The sequence below is a fragment of the Ralstonia mojiangensis genome, from assembly GCF_023955645.1.
GTDB classification, from domain to species: Bacteria; Pseudomonadota; Gammaproteobacteria; order Burkholderiales; family Burkholderiaceae; genus Ralstonia; species Ralstonia mojiangensis.
This window is the reverse complement of the sequence record NZ_JAMXHU010000003.1, coordinates 731,096-752,329: the sequence shown is the minus strand read 5'-3', so window position 1 is coordinate 752,329 and position 21,234 is coordinate 731,096. Positions and strand designations below refer to the sequence as shown.

Sequence of the window (21,234 nt, the reverse complement as noted above, 5' to 3'; positions counted from 1 at the left end):
CTGATGAAACCTCTTGTCGTTGCGTATAAGCCGTTGCCCGATGATGTAGCCGCCCAGTTGCGCCAGCATGTCGAGCTCGTGCAGGTCGACGGTGCTGCGGCGTTGACCGAGGCGCTTGCCAACGCCGAGGGCGCGATCGGTGCAAGCCTGAAGATCACGCCCCAGATGCTCGACCGCGCGCCACGGCTCAAGGCGTGGTCCACGATCTCCGTCGGCTATGACAATTTCGACGTGCCTGATCTCACGCGCCGAGGCATTGCACTGGCGCATACACCAGATGTGTTGACCGAGTCGACCGCCGATACCGTGTTTTCGCTGATTCTCGCGTCGGCGCGGCGTGTCGTGGAGCTTGCCGAGTGGGTCAGGGCCGGGAATTGGCAGCGCAGCATCGGGCCAGAGCTTTACGGCACGGACGTTCAGGGCAAGACGATCGGCATCGTCGGGCTGGGTCGGATCGGTGCGGCATTGGCGCGCCGCGCGGCGCTTGGGTTCCGGATGCATGTGCTCTACACGAACCGGCATCCGCATCCCGAGGCCGAAGCGCAGTACGGCGCGCGCTGTGTGACGCTCGACACGTTGTTGGCCGAAGCCGATTTTGTTTGCCTGCAGGTGCCGCTGACGCCCGAAACGCAGCACCTGATCGGCGCGGCGGAACTGGCGAAAATGAAACGCAGTGCGATCCTGATCAATGCGTCGCGCGGCCCCGTCGTTGACGAGGCAGCGCTCATCCATGCATTGCGCAATGGCACGATTCGCGGCGCGGGGTTGGACGTGTTCGAGCACGAGCCGCTTCCGCCCGATTCGCCATTGCTGGCGATGAAGAACGTGGTGGCGCTGCCCCATATCGGCTCTGCAACGCACGAGACACGACACGCAATGGCCCGCTGCGCAGCCGACAACCTGGTCAGGGCGCTGGCTGGAACGTTGCGTGAGAACCTCGTGAATCCGCAGGTGCTGGAGCGGGCCCGCGGCTCATGAGCGGGGCGTGGGGATTGCGCTATGATCCTCGCACCCTGGCTCCGGCTTCTCGCGCCGACGGACTATTCTGAAGCGCATCGTGACTGATTTCCCATCCTCCTCCTCGCGCCCAGCGACCATCACCGACGTGGCCCGCGAAGCGGGAACCGGCAAGACCAGCGTGTCCCGTTATCTGAACGGCGAGATGCAGGTCCTTTCCGAAGATTTGCGACAGCGCATCGAAGCCGCCATCCAGCGGTTGAACTACCGGCCCAACCAGATGGCGCGCGGCCTCAAGCGTGGTCGCAATCGCCTGCTCGGCATGCTGGTCGCCGACCTGACCAATCCTTACACGATCGAAGTCCTGCAAGGCGTGGAGGCGGCCTGCCACACGCTTGGCTACATGCCGCTCATCTGCCACGCCGCAAACGAGATCGAGATGGAGCGCCGGTTCGTCCAGTTGCTGACAACGTACCGGGTCGAGGGACTGATCGTTAACGCGCTCGGTGCAGAAGAGGCGGTGTTGCGCCCGCTGCGGGGCGGCGGCATTCCTGCCGTGCTGGTGGATCGCACGGTCGAAGGGTTCGACGCCGACCTGGTGGGCCTCGATAACCGCGACGCCGTCAGGTTGGGGGTGCAGCATTTGCTGGATCAAGGTTTCGATTGCATCCTGTTCATCGTGCAGCCGTTTGAGCAGGTCAGTTCGCGGCGTGAGCGCGAACTCGCCTTCCGAGAGACGATGGCAGCGCGAGGCCAGCCAGCGGAGCCGACTGTGGTGCTGGACCTGAACGACCCGGCCTCAGTCGAGCGTGCGCTGGCAGAGATCGATGCACGCATCGAAGCGGTGCACCAGCGGGACGGAAAGCGACTGGCGCTGTTTGTTGCCAACGCGCCGGTTGCGCTGGTCGTCGCGCGGCATCTGCGCACGCGATTTGGCACGGCTTGGCAGGAGCGGGCGGCGCTGCTGTCGATCGATGATCCGGAGTGGGCGGAGTTGATCGGCATCACCACGATCCGGCAACCGACATACGACATCGGTTACAAGGCGGTCGAATTCGTGCATGAACGCATCGAAGGTGTGAGCGGCGATGCCCGAGTCGTGTTGCTCCCCGGTACGCTGGTCGAGCGTGCTTCGACGGTGCACTCGGTGGAGGAGGCGTCATGACGTTGCGCCTGTATCTTGCCGGGCCGGACGTTTTCCGTCCTGATCCCATCGCGCATGGCGAAGCGCTCAAGACGCTGTGTGCGGAGTTCGGCTACATCGGCCTGTATCCGTTCGATAACACGATCGCGCCCCAGGCCGATGGCCCCGCGACCGCCGCGGAGATCTACCGCCAGAACATCGCGCTGATCGACTCCGCCGACGCCGTGCTTGCCAACGTAGCGGACTTTCGTGGCTATGAACCCGATTCCGGCACGTGCTTCGAAATCGGCTACGCCATCGCCCGTGGCAAAGATGTGTGGTGCTACAACGTACCGGCGGTGCCACTCTTGGGGCAAGTGCTGAACACCAGCGGCAACGATGCAGACGGCTGGGCCGTGGAAGATTTCGGCCTGCCGCGCAATCTCATGATTGCTTGCAGCTGCTACCTCGTCGTGGGTGATGTGCGCGCGTGCCTGGAGCGCATGCGCTCGCACTACGCATAGTCGTGCGCTCGACATGCGTATGCAGATTGCTTCTTTCGGGGGTCGGAGCGGTCCGTATAGTGCCCGCCCCATCGACTGGTACGCGATGGAAGGCACCCTGCCTGACGCCACCGTCTGCGGCTGAACGCGTATCGATCTGAGCATTCCTTCGTTGGCACGCGACGGGCGCGGGCGGTGTAATGTGGAATTCGTCTATTGCCACGCGCTTACGTCATGTCCGACGCCGTTGTTGCCGCTGATGCACCTGCCGTTCACACGGCCCGATTCCACGTTCGCCGCTTGCCGGACGCACCGCTGGGCGCAGAGATTCTGGGCCTGGGCGATGCGGTGGACCTCTCTGCCGCTGACATCGCCGCCATCCGCCAAGCGTGGCTCGCACACGACGGCTTGCTCGTCTTCCGTGATGTGCAGTTCACCCCGCAGGCGCAGGTGGCATTCAGCCGCCGTTTCGGGCCGCAGCAGGTGCACGTGCTGAACCAGTTCCATTTGACCGGGTACCCGGAGATTCTCGTTGTCTCCAACGTGGTCGAGAACGGCCAGCCGATCGGTCTGGGCGATGCGGGGCGCGACTGGCATTCGGATCTGTCATACAAGCCGCTGCCGAGCCTCGGTTCGATGCTGCTGATGCGCGAGTTGCCGGAAGAGGGCGGTGACACGCTGTTTGCCAACATGGTCCGCGCATACGAAACGCTGCCCGCTGATCTCAAGCGCATGATCGAAGGCCGCCGCGCGGTGCATTCGTATGTGTACCGTTACGAGCGATTGCGCGCGCTGTCGACTTGGCGCCCGCCACTCACGCAAGCGCAGCGCGCCGCCGTGCCGCCGGTTGACCACCCCGTCGTGCGCACGCATCCGGAAACGGGCAAGCGCGCGCTCTTCGTCAACGAAGGCTTCACCTCGCACATCCTGGGTTTGCCGGAAGACGAGAGCACGAGCGTGCTGGAGCAGCTCTTCGCCCACAGCGTCCGCGCCGACAACGTCTACACGCACCGCTGGCGCGTCGGCGACATGCTGTTCTGGGATAACAGATCCACCATTCACTTCGCGCCAGGGTGTCCGGATAAATTTCGGCGCACGCTGCATCGCACGACGATTGAAGGCGATGTGCCGATTTAGGTGCCGTTCGTCTACAGCCCGGCCTCGGCCAGGCGGGCATCAATACTCGCCAGCGTCAACGTCTGTGCAAACAACCGCGTGAGCGATTGGCTCGCATACTTCGGCACCTCGTCCGCGGTGGCCCAGCGGTACGCGTCCATCTCGGGGATGAGTCGGCCGGTGTGATAGCTGTTGAACATCGACGTGCACGTCAGCGTGTTGAGTGCAACTTCTGCGCGGCGCACGCGTGTGGCGAACAGGTGCAGCTCCTTGTCACGGCGATACGGAAACCTGCCCAGTTCGATCAGGGCGTGGCTGTCGAGCACGAGACCGGTTTCCTCGCGCGTCTCGCGCAGGGCGGTGTCGCGGTGGTCCTCGCCGGGGTCGGGCGCGCCTTTGGGGATGTCCCAGTGACGCGTTTCAGTAGCGTGGGCGAGGAGCACATCGCCATCTTCGTTGAGCAGCACGAGGCCGCAGGATAGGGCGATCGGCATGTTATTTCGCTCCGTCGCGTTGCGTGATGCGCGCAGTCAGCAATTGATGCTCGCGGCTGAATAGCCGGCGATAGGCCAGCAGCACGGCCGCGACCGTCCCCAAGCCCGAAGACGCCGCCAGCAGAAACATGATGACGATCTGGTAGCGCACGGCCTCCAGCGGAGACTGCCCTGCCAGCACTTGGCCCGTCATCATGCCGGGCAGGCTCACTACGCCCACGACGGTCATCTGATTGATGATCGGCGTCATGCCGGCGCGCACGGCCGCGCGTGCGGCATCGCGCGCCGCCTCCCAGCGTGTGCCTCCCAGCGCAAGAATGGTCTCCACCTGGTCTCGCGTGGCCGTGAGTTCGCCGGTCATGCGCTCCAGGGCAAGCCCCACGCCGGTGAGCGTGTTCCCCAGAATCATCCCCATGATCGGGATGGCGTATTGCGGCTCGTACCACGGCCGCGCTTGCAATACGGCCATCAGTCCGATCACCCCGATCAGCCACGTGCTGCCGAAGACCGACAACGTGCCGTCCCATCGCAGGCCCGAATAGCCGCGCGCGCCGCGGCTACCGGTTGCATGCCCTGCAATCAACGTCATGACGGCCACGATGCCCAATACCACCGGCCAATACGCGTGAGCGAATACCCATTCGAGAACGAAGCCCACCGCCAGCAGCTGCGCGACGGTCCGCAAGGCCGCCCACGCCAAGCGGCGTTCCAGCCCAAGCCCCAGCCCGACGGATAACGCGCCGTTCACGAGGATCAGCGCGGCCGCAATGCCGACCTGCCAGGCGGAAAGCGAGAGGTCCTGCCCGTTCATCGCGTGAGCTCCGTGTCGAGCTGCCCGGCAACCATGTGCCAATGCCGACTGCCGATGCGTTCCGCTTGCGCCGGATCATGCGTCACCCACATCCACGCATGTCGCTCGGGCGCCTGAGCGAACCAGTGCTGCAACAGCGCCTCAACGGCGCGTGCGGAGGCAGGGTCAAGGGCGGCCGTAGGTTCGTCGAGCAGCAGGACGGTCGGCCCTGTCTGCAGCGTGCGGACCAGCGCTGCGATCTGCGCTTCACCGCCGGAAAGATCGATGGCGTTCTTGTCGAGAAAGCTGGCGTCGCGCTGGGCACCCGCAAGCAGGGCGATGGCGGCGTCGCGATCGAATCCGGCGCTGTGTCGCCGCGCGTGTAGGCGGTATGGCATGTGCAGGTTGTCTTCCACCGTACCGGGCAGGAGCGCAGGGCGCTGGCGCATGTACGCCACGTGACAGCGATAAGCCGGAACGGCGCGCGGGCCAATCGCCTGACCGTGCCATGTCACGTGCCCGCCATCGAGCGGATCGAGCAATGCCAGCGCGCGCAGCAGCACGCTTTTGCCTGCGCCCGATGGCCCGGATAGCGCAATACGATCACCGGCCCGCACAGCAAGGGTGGCAGGGTGCAGCAACGTGACACCGGTGCGTGCGTCGCGGCGTTGGAGGTGGGTGGCGGCCAGCATGGTGGGGCGAGTGTGTTGCATACGGTGCGGCATCAATGCGGCGCTTTTATGCATTATGCATATGAGCGGGTGTGGCGCGCCTCCGCCGTAATCCTGAACACACCCGCGCAGGCGCAGTGCCGTCGCCGCATGGTTACGCCATCCGCGTGCCATGCGGAGTGGCCCCTAGCCCAAATGGAGCAGCCTCAAAGCGTTGACGGGTGGCCGATGTCGGACGAATCCGACATGCCATTCAGCGACCGGAGGGTCGCCATTTGCGCATGCGAGACATAGGATCGAAGCATCACTAGAAGAAGCGACGGAGGGCGCCATGGAGACCGACAAAGTGCAAGTTGCCCACCCATGGTGGCAGCCGGGAGTCTTTGCATCGGCGCCGGCCATTTTTCTCTGGATCTGCGCGGAGTTGCCTCCCGATATGCTCGGCGCCATCTTCCATGCGGGCACATCGCCCGATTCCCTTCGGCATGTTGGTGACACGCTGTTCGTGATCGGCTGGACTGCCAGCGGTGCGTTGATGTGGCATGGCCGGCGGCGCATCGGGCATGAAGCGGATGTGGCAGCGCAGCCCGTTTCAGCCCAGGTGGATGCCACGGAGCAGCCGCACGGGCTCGCTGGATTGCGCCAGAACATGGCCCGGCGCTGGGAACGCATGCGCCATCCGATTCCGCTGCACTGATATTGCGTTGCCGCAAACGAGAAAGGCCGGATTGTCCGGCCTTTTTGGTGGGTGTGTCGCCCTCAGGAGGTGCTGCCAGGGATGATCTCGTCAGGATCGATATTCGAGGCGGGTGTTGGGGCGCTGGCAGGCTCACCTTGTGCTTCTTGCCATTTTTTGTAGCCCCACCAGGCCGCTCCGGCCACGATTCCCACCTTGCCGAGCTTGCGCGTGATCCGGCCGATGACGGTGCGGCGCAATCCTGCATACGCGAGTGACAGCGCAGTGCCGACCAGCGGGTATTCACGTGCAATGCCGAGCGTCCGCATCAGGCTGTTCGGCCGCGCCAGCGGGCGGAGTAGGCTTGGCAGCAACGCCCCAAGGCCGCCCAGGCTGAAGGTGCGGCTGGTGGCGCGATGTACATCATTGCGGGCTTGAGCGTAGTCGTAGCGCTCCAGGGCGGCGCGTGTCAACAGCAATTCCTTGCGAACGCTCAGTGGCAGGCGTGTCTCGCCACCGCGGCGTGACGGACGGACATGATGTCGCGCGCTCGATGCGGGTTCGTTCACGGACGTGCCGGGCGGCGGTGCGTGTTCGGTGGGGTCAGTCATCGGCGCAGGATCTCCCGGTCTTTGTCGAGTTCGGCCAGTGTGGCCTCGAACAGCGGCGGTGCGTTACGCAGCAGCGAGCGTACCTTCCACAGGCACGCCGCCGCACCCAGCGCATACAGCGCCGCCATCACGGCAAGGGATTGCCAACGATACGTATCCCAGCACAGGATGACCACGAGGGCCGTCAGCGTCATGATGGACAGGGCGATCAGGCTCACGGCCAGCATGCCCAGGAAGGCGGTGCCGAGCAGCCGTTCTTTTTCTTCAGCCAGTTCGACGCTTGCCAGCTCGAGCCGCGTCTGCAGCATCGAGACGACCGTGCCGGCCAATTTCTTCAAGGAAGCGAACAGCTTTGGGCTGGTGTCGTCGGTCATGAGGAGTGGAAATGGTGCAAAGCCGATAGCGCCGCTGCCAACGCAGCACGCGCCATGCCCGGAATGGAGCCGCCAAAACGCAACTGGCCGATGGCGCGATCCGCAGGGCGCGCGCCATCGGCCAGAAAGGGTGTTGCGGCTTACTTGCGGTTGAGCAGCAGGCCGATCAGTAGGCCCACGCCGGCCGCCACGCCCACGGCTTGCCACGGGTGATCGTGGACGTAGTCATCGGTGGCGCGTGCGGCAGCCTTGCTCTTGTGGACGACCGCGTCTTGCAGGTCCTGCGCTTTTTCCTTGGCTTGGCGGAGCATCCCCATACCGCGCTCGCGCAGTTCCGCGGCCTTTTCGCCGCTGCTGGACGCAGCTTGTTTGAGCAGGGTTTCAGCGTCGGACAGTACAGTCTTCACGTCGGTCATCAGTTTCTCCTTATTGACGGAATCGGCCAGGTTGGGGGAAGTGTTCGTCATGGTCGGGTCCTCGGTGTCGGGGGGTGTTCAATCGTCAATATGTCGACGCGCTTATTCGCTAGCATATGTGTGGGCGCCGCGAAACTTCAAGCGCTCGCGTCGCGCGCCCTGCGATGGATCAATGCTTTGGCCATTGTCCGGCAATGTGCGCACGCCTTCCACCCTGTTGTCAGCAAATGCCGCGCCTAATGACGAAAAGTGATGTTGTTGTGAATTTATAGTCGTTTTGGTTGGATGGCAATCTGGCTATAGTGGTTCCCAATCTGTGTATGGAGGACACGATGTCTCTACGTTTGGGCGATATCGCCCCTGATTTCGAGCAGGATTCCAGCGAAGGCCGCATCAAGTTTCATGAATGGCTGGGCAATAGCTGGGGCGTGCTTTTTTCGCACCCAGCCGACTACACGCCGGTCTGCACCACCGAACTGGGCCTGACCGCCAAGCTGAAGGATGAATTTACCAAGCGCAATGTCAAGGCGATTGCGCTGTCGGTCGATTCGGTCGAGTCGCACAAAGGCTGGATCAACGATATCAATGAGACCCAGAACACCAACGTCAACTTCCCGATCATTGCCGACCCCGATCGTAAAGTCTCGCAGCTGTACGACATGATCCATCCGAACGCGAGCGAGACCTTTACCGTGCGCTCGCTGTTCGTGATCGATCCGAACAAGAAGATTCGCCTGACGATTACGTATCCGGCTTCGACGGGGCGCAACTTCAATGAGGTGCTGCGCGTGATTGACTCGCTGCAGTTGACCGACAGCCACAGCGTGGCCACACCGGGTAACTGGCAAGACGGCGACGACGTGGTCATCGTGCCGTCGTTGAAGGACGAGGAAGTCCTCAAGCAGAAGTTCCCGAAGGGCTACAAGGCGGTGCGGCCGTATCTGCGCCTGACGCCCCAGCCCAACAAGTGACCGTCTCCTTGGTAGTGTGATTGCCGCCCGGCCTTGTGCCGGGCGTTTTTTTGCGTTGGAACCGGTTCAGGTCCCGAGGCAAAACAAAACCGGCCAGCCCTTTCGGGTCTGGCCGGTTTGTCTTTTGTGAAGACGGTTCAGTGAGCGATCAGATCGCCCAGCCGCCTGCGTAGAAGGCCACTAGAGCACCGGCAATCGCCACGGTGCCGATGTTCAGCTTGCGCCATTCGCCGGCCACCAGGCGACCAATCACCAGCGTGCTGAAGCCGAGCATGATGCCGGTGACGATGTTGCAGGTCAGCACGATGAACACGGCGCAGACCAGGCCGGACAGCGCGTCAACCATGTCGTCCATGTGCAGCTTACTCACGCTGGAGAGCATCAGCAGGCCGACATACATCAGCGCCGGGGCCGTTGCGTACGACGGCACCAGGCCGGCCAGCGGCGAAAAGAACATCACCGCCAGGAACATCACGCCGACCACGACAGCCGTCAGGCCCGTCTTGCCGCCTGCTGCCACGCCAACCGTCGACTCAATGTAAGCCGCGGCCGGAGCACCGCCGAAGAACGCCGAGAAGATCGAGCTGATGGAATCGGCCGTGAGGGCGCGGCCACCGTTGATGATGTGGCCTTTGTCGTTGAGCAGACCGGCTTGGCCGGCCACGGCGCGGATCGTGCCGGTGGCATCGAACACGGCAGTCATCACGAGCGCCAGCACGCTCGGCAGCACGGCGGCGGTGAGGGCACCGCGGATATCCATTGCGCCGATCAGCGAGGCATGACCTGCAGAGGCGAGTGAAGGCACGGCGAACACGCCCGTGAACTTCACGGCCGGGTCAAAGATCAGGCCCAGGATCGAGATGGCGATGATCACGATCAGGATGCCCCCCGGCACGCGACGACGCTCCATACCGAAGATAGCGGCCAGACCCAGCACCGACATCATGACCGGGAAGGCGGTGACGTGGCCCAGTGCAACAGGCAGGCCCTCGCCGGCGTTTTTGACCACCAGCCCGACGTCGTTGGAGGCGATCAGCAGCAGGAACAGGCCGATGCCGATGCCCGTGCCATGCGCCACGCCCGAGGGCAGATTGCGCAGGATCCAGGAGCGCACGCCCGTAGCCGAGATGGCGGTGAAGGCCACGCCCATCAGGAACACGGCGCCCAGCGCGACTTCTGGCGTCAGCTTTTGCCCCAGCACCAGCCCAAAGGCCATGAATGCGGTCAGCGAAATTGCGCAGCCGATGGCGATCGGCAACTTAGCCCATAGACCCATCAGCAGAGAACCGAAGGCGGTGGTCAGACACACCGCGACGAAGACTGCGCTGGTATCAAAGCCTGCCTTGCCCAGCATGCCCGGCACGACAAACACGGCGTAGACCATTGCCATGAAGGTGGTGATGCCAGCCACGACCTCGCGCTTTTGCGTGCTGCCGCGTGCAGAAATCTGGAAATAGCGATCAATGGCACGCGCGTCGGCGATGCCAGCGGCGCCAAGTTCCGTCGACGACGGAATGGACTGTTCAGCCATGGTGGGTTTGTCTCCTGGCAGGACTCCGCGCCGGCCGATCTTGGTCGTCCGCGTAAGGTGCCCTGTTCTGGTTTTGATATCGGTACGGGTGCCTGCGTACGCGCGCCGGCATTCTCCAGACCGTTGTCTCGCGATTGGTTTTGTCGCGTGGCGCTGCAATCTGCGTGTGGATCGCGCGCTCGTTCTATCGGTGTGAGGGGAGTGCGGCCCAACAATCCGCCGACACTTGGACCGAAGCATAGACGCGCGCTACCGCCGATTCATGCGGCGTGGCATATCCCGGTCATTTGCAAATTGGTATATCGCGAGGGAAGGAGAACAACGGTGCCCAGGACGGGCGAGAGGTGCGGCAGCGGGTGTGGCGAGTGGTGCACGAGTGTGCCCCAACTCGCCGGAAAAACAAAGCGCAATCAGAAGAAAGCCTGGATGCCGGTTTGTGCGCGGCCGAGGATCAGGGCATGGATATCGTGCGTGCCTTCGTACGTATTCACCACTTCCAGATTCACCACGTGGCGGATCACGCCAAACTCATCGGAGATGCCGTTGCCGCCCAACATGTCGCGCGCCACGCGGGCGATGTCGAGCGACTTGCCGCACGAGTTGCGCTTCATGATCGACGTGATTTCCACCGCCGCCGTGCCTTCGTCCTTCATGCGGCCAAGACGCAGGCAGCCTTGCAGGCCGAGCGTGATTTCGGTCTGCATGTCGGCCAACTTCTTCTGCACGAGCTGATTGGCGGCCAGCGGGCGGCCGAACTGCTTGCGATCGAGCACGTACTGGCGCGCGATGTGCCAGCAAGCCTCTGCAGCGCCCAGGGCGCCCCACGCGATGCCGTAGCGCGCTGAGTTCAGGCACGTGAACGGACCCTTCAGGCCGCGCACGCCCGGCATCAGGTTTTCTTCCGGCACGAACACTTCGTCCAGCACGATTTCACCGGTGATCGACGTGCGCAGGCCGACCTTGCCGTGGATGGCCGGTGCGGTCAGTCCCTTCCAGCCTTTCTCCAGGATGAAGCCCCGGATTTCATCCTCGCCGTTGTCATTCGGCAGCTTGCCCCAGACGACAAACACGTCGGCGATGGGCGAATTGGTGATCCACATCTTGGCGCCCGACAGCGAGTAGCCGCCGTCGACCTTCTTGGCGCGCGTGATCATCGAGGCCGGGTCGGAGCCGTGGTTCGGTTCGGTCAGGCCAAAGCAGCCGATCCACTCGCCAGTCGCCAACTTGGGCAGGTACTTCTGTTTTTGCGCTTCGCTGCCGAATTCATAGATCGGCACCATCACAAGAGACGATTGCACGCTCATCATCGAGCGATAGCCCGAATCTACGCGTTCGACTTCACGCGCGATCAGCCCGTAGCTGACGTAGTTCAGACCGGGGCCGCCGTACTGCTCGGGAATCGTGGGCCCCAGCAGGCCCAGCTCGCCCATCTCACGAAAGATCGATGCATCGGTTTTCTCGTGTCGGAACGACTCCAGCACGCGCGGCATCAGCTTGTCCTGGCAATACGATGCGGCGGCGTCGCGCACCATGCGCTCGTCGTCGGTCAGCTGTTGGTCGAGCAGCAGGGGGTCGGCCCAATTGAAGGCGTTGCGAGCGGTCACAGCGGTAGTCTCCGAGTCTTTGTTGTTCCGACATACGGAACACAGTTTCGAAATTTAGAGCTATCATAGCGCAACCACCGACGATTTCCAGGGCTTTTTTGCCATGAGCACGACCCGTCTCCCCGATCCCGAATTCGACACGGCGCCCGCCGAGTCGAGCGATCCGAATTTCGTCACGGCACTGGCGCGCGGGCTGGAGCTGCTGCGCGCATTCCGCCCGGGCGACACGCTGCTCGGCAACCAGGAATTCGTGCGGCGCACGGGCTTTCCCAAAGCCACGGTCAGCCGGCTGGCCGGCACGCTGGTGTCGCTTGGCTACCTGCGTTACGACGACGCGCTTGGCAAATATGGGCTGGACGCTGGCGTGCTCGCGCTCGGGTTTGCCTATCTGGCATCGAGCGACGTGATTCAGCTTGCGCGGCCGCACATGAGCGCATTTGCGCAGCGCTTTGGCGTATCGATCTCGCTGGGCAAGCGCGATCGCCTGGACATGGTGTATCTGGAGACGATCCGCCACGACAGCCCGTCGATGAGCGGGTCGTCGGGGCTGGGCGTGGGCTCGCGGCTGTCGCTGCTGTCGAGTTCGATGGGACGGGCGTATCTGGCTTCGTTGCCCGCGGCGCGGCGCGAGCGCTTGTACGAAGCATTGCGCACGCAGCAGCCGGCGCAGTGGGCGGCAGAAGGGGCCGCAGCAGATGACGCAGTGAAAGCCGGCATACGCAATGGCTACGCCGTATCCTTGCGCGACTGGCATCCAGCCATCCACGCGTGTGCGGTGGCGTTCTTCGCGCCGAGCCAGCGTGAGCCCTACGTGGTGAGCTGCAGCGCGCCTTACACGGCGGCCGACGCAGAGCGCATTCGAGGCGAGCTGGCTCCCGCGCTACGTGAGTTTGCGGCGCGGCTCGGCCAAGTGGCCGAGCCAGCCTGAGCTGCGTCGATCAAAGGTCGGTGCGCAGCTTCCAAAGCTCCGGAAACAACACGACATCCAGCATCTTTCGTAGGTAACTGACGCCCTCGGTGCCGCCCGTGCCGCGCTTGAAGCCAATCACGCGCTCCACCGTCGTCACATGCCGGAAGCGCCATTGCCGGAACGCGTCTTCCAGATCGACGAATTTCTCAGCCAGTTCGTACAGCTCCCAATGGTGTGTCGGGTCGCGATAGACCTCCAGCCATGCTGCTTCGACCGAAGCGTTGTAAGTCACCGGGCGCGACCAGTCACGCTCGACGCAATCCGCGTCGAATGCAAAGCCGTGGCGCGCCATGTAACGCACGGCTTCGTCATACAGCGACGGCGTTTCCAATGCAGCTTTGACCTGTTCGTAATGCTCGGTGCGGTGCGCGTGTGGCTTGAGCATCGCCGCGTTCTTGTTGCCGAGAATGAACTCGATCTCGCGATACTGATACGACTGGAAGCCCGACGATTGCCCCAGGTGCGGACGCATGGCCGAGTACTCCGGTGGCGTCATCGTGGCGAGCACGTTCCACGCCTGCACCAGCTGATCCATGATGCGCGACACGCGTGCCAACATCTTGAATGCGGGCGGCAGGTTGTCATTGCGCACGCAATCCCGTGCGGCGCGCAACTCGTGCAGCATCAGCTTCATCCACAGCTCGGTGGTCTGATGCTGGACGATGAAGAGCATCTCGTTGTGATCTGGTGAGCGCGGGTGTTGCGCGTTCAGGATCTGGTCGAGCGCGAGGTAGTCGCCATAGCTCATCGATTTCGAGAAATCGAGCTGTGCGTCGTGCCAGCCTTCGCTCTGGGCGGCATGCATGGGGCAGCCCGATGCTGCGGGTTGATTCGGGTTCGACATCTCAGGTCACCAGCGTACGTTCGTTGAATTGGGCCGACTGCCATGCGCCGGTCTCCAGCACATCGCGCAACACCTCCACGGCATCCCACACATCGGCAAAGCTCGTGTACAGCGGCGTGAAACCAAAACGCATGATGCGCGGCTCGCGATAGTCGCCGATCACGCCTCGTGCGATCAGTGCCTGCACCACGGCATAGCCGTTGGGGTGCTCGTAGCTGACGTGACTGCCGCGTACGTCGTGGTCACGCGGCGTGACGAGCGTGAGCGGGAAGCCCGCGCAGCGCGTTTCCACCAGCGTGATGAAAAGGTCGGTCAGCGCAAGGGATTTGGCACGCAGTTCGGCCATCGACGTTTGCGCGAAGATGTCGAGCCCGCATTCCACCATCGCCATCGACGTGATTGGCTGCGTGCCGCAAAGGAAGCGGCCAATGCCGGCATCGGCGGCATAGCGCGACTCCATCGCGAAGGGTCGCGCATGGCCCCACCAGCCCGACAGCGGCTGCCAGAAGCGTTCGCGCAGCGCCGGTGCCACCCACACGAAGGCTGGCGAGCCTGGGCCGCCGTTCAGATACTTGTAGGTGCAGCCGATGGCGTAATCCGCGCCGCCTGCGTGCAGGTCCACGGGTACCGCGCCGGCCGAATGCGCGAGATCCCAGATGGCGAGGGCGCCGTGCTTGTGCGCCAGTGCCGAGACGGCCGCCATGTCATACATGTGCCCGCTCTTGTAGTTGACGTGCGTCAGCATGGTCACGGCGACGTCATCACCCAGCGCGCCTTCCAGCTCTTCCGGCGAATCGATCAGGCGCAGCTTGTAGCCGTCGCGCAGCAGATCGGCCAGTCCTTCAGCGATGTACAGGTCGGTCGGGAAGTTGTGCGTTTCCGAAACGATGATCTTGCGGTCTGGCGCGTCTTCGCGCTGCACGCGAATCGCCGCGGCCAGCACCTTGAACAGGTTGATCGACGTGGTGTCCGTGACGACGACTTCATCTTCGCGCGCGCCAATCAGCGGCGCCAGTTTGTTGCCGAGGCGGCGCGGCAGCTCAAACCAGCCGGCCTGGTTCCAACTGCGGATCAGCCCGTCGCCCCATTCGTTGGCGACGACTTCCTGCGCGCGGGCAAGGGCAGCTTTCGGGCGTGCGCCGAGCGAGTTGCCGTCCAGATAGATCACGCCGTCGGGCAGCGCAAAGGCGTCGCGCAGCGAGCCGATCGGATCGGCCGCGTCGCATTCGAGGCAGGAGTTGCGGGTGATGGTCATGTGAATGCGGGGGCGAAAAAGCGGTTGGGGTTCTGTCGTTGTATCGATCAGGCCAGGCTGCGCAGCACGGCGCGCACCGGGCTTGCATCAAGCGTGGCGAACTTGAGCGGCAGGGCGATCAGTTCGTAATCGCCGGCTGGCACGTCGTCGAGCACCAGCCCTTCGAGGATGGCGAGGCCGTGTTTGCCGACGGCGTGGTGCGCGTCCATGGTCTTGGAGGTTTGCGGGTCGAGCGAGGCGGTGTCGACGCCGATGAGCTTGACACCGTGAGCAGCGAGAAGCGCGATGGTTTCGGGCGCGACCGCAGCAAAGTTGTCGTCCCACGTGGTCTGCGGCATGTGTGCATACGTGCGTAGCAGCACGCGCGGCGGCGTGTCGGTCAGCGCTTCACGCACGTGTTGCGGCTCAACGCGCGCCACACCCACGCAGTGGATGACGCGGCACGGGCCAAGGTACGCATCCAGCGGCACTTGCCCGATGGCAGCTCCGTCGGCGCGGTAATGGAGCGGCGCATCGGCATGCGCGCCCGTGTGCGGCGAGAGCGTGATGCGCCCGACGTTGACCGGGCAGTCGCCTTCCAACTTCCACGCAATTTCCTGCGAAAACGGCGTGTCGCCGGGCCAGGTGGGCGTGGCGGGCGAAAGGGCGGGGCTGATGTCCCACAAAGTGCGTTCCAAGGCGGCTCCAGGGCGGAAAATTCGATGAATCCGTGCCGAAATGATAGGGAAAACCACGCGCAATGGGTGTGCATAATCGTGCGCGCTATCTTGATGAATTCGCATAAAATTCAACGTATCAAAGAAATCACGCAAAGAACGACGACAAATGCAACTCGATACCACTGATCTGCGCATTCTGCAGGTATTGCAGGAAGACGGCCGCATCAGTAACCAAGACCTAGCCGAGCGCGTGGCGCTGTCGCCGTCGGCCTGCCTGCGGCGTGTGCGGATGCTGGAAGAGGGCGGCGCCATCACCGGTTACCGGGCGCAACTGGGCCGCGCCGCGCTCGGGCTGGAACTGGAAGCGATCGTGCAGGTGTCGATGCGCCAGGACGTGACGGGCTGGCACGAGACCTTCATGGCGGCCGTGCAGAGTTGGCCCGAGATCGTTGCCGCCTACATTATCACCGGGGACTGCAACTACATCCTGCGCGTGCAGGCGCCGAATCTGCAGCACTACTCGGAATTCATCATCGAGCGGCTGTACAAGACACCCGGTGTGATGGATATCCGTTCGAATATCGTCCTGCGTACGATCAAGGACCGCGATGGCGGCCTAGCGCTGCTGATGGAAGCGCGGGGCGTGCGCCCGCTGGAAGGCGGAGGGGTGGGCAAGCCCGGGAAGACAAAGTAGACGCTAGCGCTGGACTTTCTGACGAGAATCAATCCCCTACCGCAAGCATGCGCAGATAGTGGCCCCCGTGTTGTCGACCGGAGCGGGCCATGGCCAAGAAGTTTCCGCTGCATCCTGTGCACCCCGAGCGCATCTGCTGGGGCTGCGACAAGTATTGCTCCACCGACGCCCTGGGCTGCGGCAACGGCTCGGGCCGCACGCAGCACCCTGCTGAACTGCTGGGCGACGACTGGTATGAATTCGGAGATTGGGGCATCGACGCGGAAGCGCCGCCCAAGGCAGCCACTTCCACGTGATGTGGCGGCGTGTCAGTCGCCGATGCGTGTGAGAGACGAAAACGCGCCGCGATGGAACACCAGCGGTGCGCCGTCCGCGTCGATCACGCCGCAGCGCTCGACTTCACCCACGAAGATGACGTGGTCGCCCTCGTCATATCGGCTGCGGTTATGGCACTCGAACCATGCCAGTGATTGCGCGAGGATCGGCAGGCCGGTCGGGCTCAGGCGGTAATCGATGTTGGCAAAGCGGTCGCCCTTGAGCGTGGCGAAGCGCTTGCACAGGTCCAGCTGCTCAGCTGCCAGGATATTGATGACGTAGTGCGACCCGGCGTGGAACAGCGGAAATGAATTCGCCTGCGTGCCCAGGCTCCACAGCACCAGCGGCGGGTCGAGCGACACCGAATTGAACGAGCTGGCCGTTACGCCGACAAACGCTGGCGTACCTGGTCGACCTTCCGAGCGCGTGGTGACTACCGTCACGCCAGTGGCAAACTGGGACAGTGCATGCCGGAAGTGCGCGGCGTCAAAATCGGGCGGGGTGGCGTGGCCATGTGGGCGTCGATGTGCCGACGCTTCGCGCGCGAAAGATTCCGGGGCGCGCGTATCCATGGGAATGGCTCCGTGTTGATCCATGAAAACTACCGAAAGTAATGCTCAATTGTAACGGACGCCCGATAGGCCGCGCCGGGGTAGGGCTTTGCATGATTCTGCGGCCACATGGCGGTGCCTGTGTCAGGATTCGTGCTTTCGGCCGACCAATGGCAGCCCAATCAACCGCAGGAGAATCCGAATGACTGAACAACGCGCCCTTGAGACCGCCGTTCTGGGCGGAGGCTGTTTCTGGTGCCTGGAGGCCGTGTTCCAGCAGGTGCAAGGCGTGCAAAGCGTGGTGTCCGGCTATGCCGGCGGCCATGTCGATCGCCCAAGTTACCGTGCCGTATGCAATGGCAACACCGGCCATGCCGAAGTGGTGGCCGTGAAGTTCGATCCGGCCGTGATTCCGTATCGCGAGATTCTCGACATCTTCTTTGCCATCCACGACCCGACCACCGTGGATCGCCAGGGCAACGATGTCGGTCCGCAATACCGTTCAGCCATCTTTGCGCAAACGCCCGAGCAATTGGCGACGGCGCGCACGGCCATTGCAGAACTCGGCGCCAGTGACATCTTTGAAGCGCCCATCGTGACGGAGTTGGTGGATGCCGCTGACGGCAGGGTGACCTTCTGGCGCGCGGAAGACGAGCACCAGAACTACTTCCGCGACCACCCGGCCCAGGGCTATTGCGCGTTCGTGATCTCGCCCAAGGTGGCGAAGTTCCGCAAGCAGTTCGCGCACCGCTTGCAGGGCTAGGAGAGGGCGCCGAGGCTACGCTGCGTCTGCCGGCAGGCGCGCGGCGATGGCCTCGGCCAGCTTGATGCACGACAACGGGGACGACCCTTCAGCCTTATTGCTGACCAGGATCGTCACCTTGCGCCCGGCCGCCAGCGCGGCGACCGCCATGTCGGCCAACGTCTCGCGCGAGAACGGGTCTTCATCGACGAGCTTGTTGAACGGTTTGTACGCCGCTTCGGCTTGCGCGTAGCGATAGCGACTGTTCAGGTTCCAGCGCACCACCAATGGGCCGCCCGCGCCTTCATCCAGCAATGCAACGGCAGCGGCTTGCCGGTCCACAGCCGGCATCCGCTCATGCAGGCCGACGCAATAACGCACGCCTGCTGCGCGCAGCATCTTGATCAAGCGTGGCGTGAGCAGCGTGGCGTCGCGCAATTCCACCGCGTAGACGGCATCGGGATTGAGTTGCGGATCGAGCGGCGGCAACGCGGCCAGGAACGTCTCAAGCCTTTCCACAAAACCGGCTGCATCTTCGGCCAGCGCGCCCAGCGGCGAAAGCTGAAACACCAGCGGCCCGCATCGCGTCCCGAGCCCGCGGGTGGCCGGCTCGACAAAATCGCGGATCGCAAATTCAGCATTCAGGAAGGCGGGATTGGCCATGCGCCCGCGTCCATCCGATTCCCGAATCCACGCGTCGCATACGGCAGAGGTGGCCTTGACCGCAAAGCGGAAATCTTCCGGCACGCTGGCCGCGTAAGCGACGTAGTCCGCCAAGGGGATCGGCGAATAGAAACCGCGATCGATGCTGACCGTGCGCAGCAACGGGTGTTGGGCATAAGCCGCCAAGCCCTTGCGCGCGAGCATGGATTCGGAATATTCGCCGGCATATACCAGCCCGTCCCACCCCGGATACGACCACGATGACGTCCCAATGCGCAGCCCGCGCGGCAAGCGCTGGGCGAGCTCGGCCACTTCGGGTGCGACCGTGGCGGGCAGCACGCCCTGGCGGGTGGGGGAACGTTTGGTTTTCGGTGCGGACTTGACTGGTTCGGCGGCCGCGCCGTCGGTGATTGCGGGTGGCGCGCCGAACAGATCGTCGATGGGGGAACTGGCGGTCAACTGGTTACGCGTAGATATAGCGGCGCGACCACGGGATCGACGTCGCCGACTTGCCGGCCTTCTGCAGCACGGTCTGGAAGATCGAGATTTCGTCGGCGTCGAAGGCGTGTGCGCAGCCGGCCAGGTAGACGCGCCAGATACGGTATTTTTTCTCGCCCACCATTGCGCGGATGGTCTCGCCGTTGGTCTCGAACCGCTCGGCCCAGTGCTCGAGCGTGCGCGCATAGTGGCGGCGCAGGCTTTCAACGTCAAGCGCTTCCAGGCCGCCATCCTGCGCGGCGCTCAATGCCAGCGAGATGTGCGGCAGTTCACCTTGCGGAAAGACGTAGCGATCGATGAAATCGCCGCCGCCCATCGCGCTTTCACCGCCGGCCGAGTCCGACGACGTGATGCCGTGGTTCATGGCGATGCCGTCGTCGGCCAACAGATCGTGCATGCGACGGAAATACCCGGGCAGGTTCTTGCGACCGACGTGCTCGAACATGCCGACGCTCGTAATGCGATCGAACTGGCCTGTGAGATCGCGGTAATCCTGGATGCGGATTTCGATCTGGTCTTGCAAGCCCGCCGCCCGCACGCGTTCGGTGGCGAGCTCGTACTGGTTTTGCGACAGCGTTACGCCCAGGCAGCGCGCGCCGTATTTCTGTGCAGCACGCAGCACCAGCGCGCCCCAGCCGCAGCCGATATCGAGCAGCGTTTGCCCGGGCTGCAAGCGGATCTTGGTGAGGATATGGTCGATCTTCTTGAGCTGCGCCTCGTCGAGCGTCTCATCGCCGTTTTCGAAGTAGGCGCAGGAGTAGACCATGTTCTGGTCCAGCCACAACTTGTAGAAATCGTTGGAAACGTCGTAGTGATACTGGATCGATTCCTTGTCACCTTCCTTCGTGTGGGCGAAGTGGCGCACCACGCGGGCCAGCGCATTGCCACTGCTGACAGCAGCCGCTGAAGCCAGGCTGTAGCTCACGTTGATGATGTCGGCCAGCTTGCCCTCCAGGTCGATTTTCTCCTGGACATACGCTTCGCCGAGGTTGTTGAGCGTGGGGGACAGCAGCAGCGGCAGAGCGCTCGCTTCGCGCACGGTGAGCGTGACGCGGGGCTGCTCGAAGCGGCCCAGTTCATATTGGTCACCGTTCCATAACCGCAGGCGTACAGGAAGGTTGGCAGACTCGCGGATGTCCTGGATCCACTGTTCGAGTTTGCGGTCAATCGCCTGTTGGAAAAACATGTCGACGCCTCCCTGATGTGCAAATGTTCGGGACGGCCATCGGATTGCGGCCCGAACGGATCACATTAGCTTACGACAAACTTTCCCATTGTGCTGTGCGGGTCTTACGGGCGCGTGCCGGGCCAACCCATTGGCAGCAAGCGCCGTGCCGGCATGACGCGATGCGCAATAACGTATTGCGCGTATGTCCGTCCGGCTAAGGGGCGAGGCGGACGATCGTCCAGCTGCCATCTGCCTGTTTGCGGTACTCCAGCCGGTCGTGCAGGCGCGATGGGCGGCCTTGCCAGAATTCAAGCCGCTCCGGTAGCAAACGGTAGCCGCCCCAGTGCGGCGGGCGCGGCGGGGCATCGCCAAAGCGCTGGCTGTACTCGGCTTCGCGGGCTTCGAGCGTGGCGCGGTCGGGCACTTCGCTGCTCTGTTCGGACGCCCAGGCGCCCAGGCGGGAGCCCAGCGGGCGCGAGTGGTAATAGGCATCGCTCTCGGCGTCGCTCACTTTTTCGACGATGCCCTGGATGCGCACTTGCCGCTCCAGCCCGATCCAGTGGAACAGCAGCGCAGCGCGCGGGTTGGCCGCCAGTTCTTCGCCTTTGTGGCTGGCGTAGTTGGTGAAGAAGGTGAAGCCGCGTTCGTCCAGGTTCTTGAGCAGCACGATGCGGGCAGCGGGCTGGCTGTGCGGGTCCACCGTGGCGAGTGTCATGGCGTTGACTTCAGCCACCTCGGCCTTCAGGGCCTCGTCGAACCAGCGACGGAACTGGCGCAGGGGGTTGGCGTCGACGTCGGCGATGTCGAGCGAAGCGCGGGCGTAATCAGTGCGGATATCGGCGATGGAGGTCATGAGCGTGGCGGAAGCAGCATGCGAACGGGCCGAGTATAGACAAACGCTGCCCGCTGTCCTTTGCTCGCGCGCAAGGGCTGGCACGGTTTGCGCTTCGGGCGGGGTGCTGGCGATCTGTCCCGCGCCGCCTATATTGGCTAGTCAAGGGCGTCAGGCTGGCGCCGCCTGCCATGTTCCCCACAAAA

Annotated in this window: 25 protein-coding genes; 10 read left to right on the top strand and 15 right to left on the bottom strand. The window is 63.5% G+C overall.

Annotated elements, in window-relative coordinates:
- The first annotated feature begins 3 nt into the window (after positions 1-3).
- The 4 genes from NG898_RS15680 (at position 4) to NG898_RS15665 (ending at position 3,720) form a co-directional block, all read left to right on the top strand.
- The gene (locus tag NG898_RS15680) at positions 4-978 is read left to right on the top strand and encodes an NAD(P)-dependent oxidoreductase (protein WP_252693282.1); all 975 of its coding nucleotides are present in this window, start codon (positions 4-6) and stop codon (positions 976-978) included.
- A gap of 79 nt (positions 979-1,057) precedes the next feature.
- Positions 1,058-2,122, top strand: a complete 1,065-nt coding sequence (locus tag NG898_RS15675; RefSeq protein ID WP_252693281.1) for a LacI family DNA-binding transcriptional regulator — start codon at positions 1,058-1,060, stop codon at positions 2,120-2,122.
- Positions 2,119-2,604 carry a nucleoside 2-deoxyribosyltransferase gene (locus NG898_RS15670; protein ID WP_252693279.1) on the top strand — a complete coding sequence of 162 codons (486 nt, stop codon included), beginning with the start codon at positions 2,119-2,121 and terminating at the stop codon, positions 2,602-2,604. Before NG898_RS15675 ends, NG898_RS15670 begins: the two co-directional genes overlap by 4 nt.
- A 213-nt stretch (positions 2,605-2,817) precedes the next feature.
- A complete protein-coding gene (locus tag NG898_RS15665) occupies positions 2,818-3,720 on the top strand; it encodes a TauD/TfdA dioxygenase family protein (RefSeq protein ID WP_252693277.1) in 903 nt (300 codons plus the stop codon).
- Between the two features lie 11 nt (positions 3,721-3,731).
- On the opposite strand, the gene NG898_RS15660 is transcribed toward NG898_RS15665, so the two are convergent.
- Genes NG898_RS15660 through NG898_RS15650 form a run of 3 tightly spaced genes read right to left on the bottom strand, consistent with a single transcriptional unit; the run spans position 3,732 to position 5,675 of the window.
- Positions 3,732-4,193: an NUDIX hydrolase gene (locus tag NG898_RS15660; RefSeq protein ID WP_252693276.1), complete on the bottom strand. Its 462-nt coding sequence runs from the start codon at positions 4,191-4,193 to the stop codon at positions 3,732-3,734.
- 1 nt (position 4,194) lies between these two features.
- Positions 4,195-5,004 carry an ABC transporter permease gene (locus tag NG898_RS15655; RefSeq protein ID WP_252693274.1) on the bottom strand — a complete coding sequence of 270 codons (810 nt, stop codon included), beginning with the start codon at positions 5,002-5,004 and terminating at the stop codon, positions 4,195-4,197.
- Positions 5,001-5,675 carry an ABC transporter ATP-binding protein gene (locus tag NG898_RS15650; RefSeq protein ID WP_252693458.1) on the bottom strand — a complete coding sequence of 225 codons (675 nt, stop codon included), beginning with the start codon at positions 5,673-5,675 and terminating at the stop codon, positions 5,001-5,003. Before NG898_RS15650 ends, NG898_RS15655 begins: the two co-directional genes overlap by 4 nt.
- A 310-nt stretch (positions 5,676-5,985) precedes the next feature.
- On the opposite strand from NG898_RS15650, the gene NG898_RS15645 reads away from it, so the two are divergent.
- Positions 5,986-6,351: a hypothetical protein gene (locus tag NG898_RS15645; RefSeq protein WP_252693272.1), complete on the top strand. Its 366-nt coding sequence runs from the start codon at positions 5,986-5,988 to the stop codon at positions 6,349-6,351.
- Between the two features lie 62 nt (positions 6,352-6,413).
- Here NG898_RS15645 and NG898_RS15640 read toward each other — a convergent pair whose 3' ends face one another.
- From NG898_RS15640 to NG898_RS15630, 3 genes are all read right to left on the bottom strand, one after another.
- Positions 6,414-6,941: a DUF3318 domain-containing protein gene (locus tag NG898_RS15640; protein ID WP_252693270.1), complete on the bottom strand. Its 528-nt coding sequence runs from the start codon at positions 6,939-6,941 to the stop codon at positions 6,414-6,416.
- Positions 6,938-7,315, bottom strand: coding sequence for a phage holin family protein (locus NG898_RS15635; RefSeq protein ID WP_027677941.1), 378 nt, complete (start codon positions 7,313-7,315; stop codon positions 6,938-6,940). The genes NG898_RS15640 and NG898_RS15635 overlap by 4 nt, the downstream gene beginning before the upstream one ends.
- A gap of 140 nt (positions 7,316-7,455) precedes the next feature.
- On the bottom strand, positions 7,456-7,782 hold the full coding sequence (locus NG898_RS15630) for an ElaB/YgaM/YqjD family protein (protein ID WP_009238780.1): 327 nt from the start codon (positions 7,780-7,782) through the stop codon (positions 7,456-7,458).
- Between the two features lie 281 nt (positions 7,783-8,063).
- Here NG898_RS15630 and NG898_RS15625 point away from each other — a divergent pair, with 281 nt between their 5' ends.
- Complete coding sequence (locus NG898_RS15625) at positions 8,064-8,702, top strand: peroxiredoxin (protein ID WP_252693268.1); 639 nt, start codon at positions 8,064-8,066, stop codon at positions 8,700-8,702.
- Positions 8,703-8,850: 148 nt separating this feature from the next.
- Here the strand turns inward: NG898_RS15625 and NG898_RS15620 are convergent, their stop codons facing one another.
- Both NG898_RS15620 and NG898_RS15615 read right to left on the bottom strand, forming a co-directional pair.
- On the bottom strand, positions 8,851-10,233 hold the full coding sequence (locus tag NG898_RS15620) for an NCS2 family permease (protein WP_252693266.1): 1,383 nt from the start codon (positions 10,231-10,233) through the stop codon (positions 8,851-8,853).
- Between the two features lie 410 nt (positions 10,234-10,643).
- A complete protein-coding gene (locus tag NG898_RS15615) occupies positions 10,644-11,837 on the bottom strand; it encodes an acyl-CoA dehydrogenase (protein WP_045204570.1) in 1,194 nt (397 codons plus the stop codon).
- 103 nt (positions 11,838-11,940) lie between these two features.
- Between NG898_RS15615 and NG898_RS15610 the strand changes: the two genes are divergently transcribed.
- Positions 11,941-12,765 (top strand): IclR family transcriptional regulator, encoded by an 825-nt coding sequence (locus NG898_RS15610; protein ID WP_252693265.1) that lies wholly within the window; start codon positions 11,941-11,943, stop codon positions 12,763-12,765.
- Between the two features lie 10 nt (positions 12,766-12,775).
- On the opposite strand, the gene kynA is transcribed toward NG898_RS15610, so the two are convergent.
- The 3 genes from kynA to kynB are packed head-to-tail and all read right to left on the bottom strand — an operon-like array spanning position 12,776 to position 15,583.
- Positions 12,776-13,612 (bottom strand): tryptophan 2,3-dioxygenase, encoded by an 837-nt coding sequence (kynA, locus tag NG898_RS15605; RefSeq protein WP_392398023.1) that lies wholly within the window; start codon positions 13,610-13,612, stop codon positions 12,776-12,778.
- A gap of 40 nt (positions 13,613-13,652) precedes the next feature.
- Positions 13,653-14,906: a kynureninase gene (kynU, locus tag NG898_RS15600; protein WP_252693261.1), complete on the bottom strand. Its 1,254-nt coding sequence runs from the start codon at positions 14,904-14,906 to the stop codon at positions 13,653-13,655.
- 47 nt (positions 14,907-14,953) lie between these two features.
- Positions 14,954-15,583 (bottom strand): arylformamidase, encoded by a 630-nt coding sequence (gene kynB, locus NG898_RS15595; protein WP_252693259.1) that lies wholly within the window; start codon positions 15,581-15,583, stop codon positions 14,954-14,956.
- 148 nt (positions 15,584-15,731) lie between these two features.
- On the opposite strand from kynB, the gene NG898_RS15590 reads away from it, so the two are divergent.
- Together NG898_RS15590 and NG898_RS15585 are read left to right on the top strand one after the other, a co-directional pair.
- Positions 15,732-16,259 (top strand): Lrp/AsnC family transcriptional regulator, encoded by a 528-nt coding sequence (locus NG898_RS15590; protein ID WP_252693257.1) that lies wholly within the window; start codon positions 15,732-15,734, stop codon positions 16,257-16,259.
- Positions 16,260-16,348: 89 nt separating this feature from the next.
- Positions 16,349-16,555, top strand: coding sequence for a DUF3079 domain-containing protein (locus NG898_RS15585; protein WP_092971742.1), 207 nt, complete (start codon positions 16,349-16,351; stop codon positions 16,553-16,555).
- A 12-nt stretch (positions 16,556-16,567) separates the two neighbouring features.
- On the opposite strand, the gene NG898_RS15580 is transcribed toward NG898_RS15585, so the two are convergent.
- Positions 16,568-17,146 carry a flavin reductase family protein gene (locus NG898_RS15580; RefSeq protein ID WP_252693255.1) on the bottom strand — a complete coding sequence of 193 codons (579 nt, stop codon included), beginning with the start codon at positions 17,144-17,146 and terminating at the stop codon, positions 16,568-16,570.
- A gap of 181 nt (positions 17,147-17,327) precedes the next feature.
- On the opposite strand from NG898_RS15580, the gene msrA reads away from it, so the two are divergent.
- The gene (gene msrA, locus NG898_RS15575) at positions 17,328-17,888 is read left to right on the top strand and encodes a peptide-methionine (S)-S-oxide reductase MsrA (RefSeq protein WP_252693253.1); all 561 of its coding nucleotides are present in this window, start codon (positions 17,328-17,330) and stop codon (positions 17,886-17,888) included.
- A 15-nt stretch (positions 17,889-17,903) separates the two neighbouring features.
- Here msrA and NG898_RS15570 read toward each other — a convergent pair whose 3' ends face one another.
- The 3 genes from NG898_RS15570 to pdxH all read right to left on the bottom strand — a co-directional run bounded on the left by NG898_RS15570 (position 17,904) and on the right by pdxH (position 21,049).
- On the bottom strand, positions 17,904-18,989 hold the full coding sequence (locus NG898_RS15570) for a DUF72 domain-containing protein (RefSeq protein WP_252693251.1): 1,086 nt from the start codon (positions 18,987-18,989) through the stop codon (positions 17,904-17,906).
- A gap of 4 nt (positions 18,990-18,993) precedes the next feature.
- Positions 18,994-20,214 (bottom strand): SAM-dependent methyltransferase, encoded by a 1,221-nt coding sequence (locus NG898_RS15565; RefSeq protein WP_252693249.1) that lies wholly within the window; start codon positions 20,212-20,214, stop codon positions 18,994-18,996.
- A 196-nt stretch (positions 20,215-20,410) separates the two neighbouring features.
- Positions 20,411-21,049 (bottom strand): pyridoxamine 5'-phosphate oxidase, encoded by a 639-nt coding sequence (gene pdxH / locus NG898_RS15560; RefSeq protein WP_252693248.1) that lies wholly within the window; start codon positions 21,047-21,049, stop codon positions 20,411-20,413.
- Between the last annotated feature and the right edge of the window lie 185 nt (positions 21,050-21,234).

Coding starts and splice junctions, on each gene's coding strand:
- NG898_RS15680 (WP_252693282.1), top strand. CDS start 4: ATGAAACCTCTTGTCGTTGCGTATAAGCCGTTGCCCGATGATGTAGCC.
- NG898_RS15670 (WP_252693279.1), top strand. CDS start 2,119: ATGACGTTGCGCCTGTATCTTGCCGGGCCGGACGTTTTCCGTCCTGAT.
- NG898_RS15665 (WP_252693277.1), top strand. CDS start 2,818: ATGTCCGACGCCGTTGTTGCCGCTGATGCACCTGCCGTTCACACGGCC.
- NG898_RS15660 (WP_252693276.1), bottom strand. CDS start 4,193: ATGCCGATCGCCCTATCCTGCGGCCTCGTGCTGCTCAACGAAGATGGC.
- NG898_RS15655 (WP_252693274.1), bottom strand. CDS start 5,004: ATGAACGGGCAGGACCTCTCGCTTTCCGCCTGGCAGGTCGGCATTGCG.
- NG898_RS15650 (WP_252693458.1), bottom strand. CDS start 5,675: ATGCTGGCCGCCACCCACCTCCAACGCCGCGACGCACGCACCGGTGTC.
- NG898_RS15645 (WP_252693272.1), top strand. CDS start 5,986: ATGGAGACCGACAAAGTGCAAGTTGCCCACCCATGGTGGCAGCCGGGA.
- NG898_RS15640 (WP_252693270.1), bottom strand. CDS start 6,941: ATGACTGACCCCACCGAACACGCACCGCCGCCCGGCACGTCCGTGAAC.
- NG898_RS15635 (WP_027677941.1), bottom strand. CDS start 7,315: ATGACCGACGACACCAGCCCAAAGCTGTTCGCTTCCTTGAAGAAATTG.
- NG898_RS15630 (WP_009238780.1), bottom strand. CDS start 7,782: ATGACGAACACTTCCCCCAACCTGGCCGATTCCGTCAATAAGGAGAAA.
- NG898_RS15625 (WP_252693268.1), top strand. CDS start 8,064: ATGTCTCTACGTTTGGGCGATATCGCCCCTGATTTCGAGCAGGATTCC.
- NG898_RS15620 (WP_252693266.1), bottom strand. CDS start 10,233: ATGGCTGAACAGTCCATTCCGTCGTCGACGGAACTTGGCGCCGCTGGC.
- NG898_RS15610 (WP_252693265.1), top strand. CDS start 11,941: ATGAGCACGACCCGTCTCCCCGATCCCGAATTCGACACGGCGCCCGCC.
- kynA (WP_392398023.1), bottom strand. CDS start 13,612: ATGCATGCCGCCCAGAGCGAAGGCTGGCACGACGCACAGCTCGATTTC.
- kynU (WP_252693261.1), bottom strand. CDS start 14,906: ATGACCATCACCCGCAACTCCTGCCTCGAATGCGACGCGGCCGATCCG.
- NG898_RS15590 (WP_252693257.1), top strand. CDS start 15,732: ATGCAACTCGATACCACTGATCTGCGCATTCTGCAGGTATTGCAGGAA.
- NG898_RS15585 (WP_092971742.1), top strand. CDS start 16,349: ATGGCCAAGAAGTTTCCGCTGCATCCTGTGCACCCCGAGCGCATCTGC.
- NG898_RS15580 (WP_252693255.1), bottom strand. CDS start 17,146: ATGGATACGCGCGCCCCGGAATCTTTCGCGCGCGAAGCGTCGGCACAT.
- msrA (WP_252693253.1), top strand. CDS start 17,328: ATGACTGAACAACGCGCCCTTGAGACCGCCGTTCTGGGCGGAGGCTGT.
- NG898_RS15565 (WP_252693249.1), bottom strand. CDS start 20,214: ATGTTTTTCCAACAGGCGATTGACCGCAAACTCGAACAGTGGATCCAG.
- pdxH (WP_252693248.1), bottom strand. CDS start 21,049: ATGACCTCCATCGCCGATATCCGCACTGATTACGCCCGCGCTTCGCTC.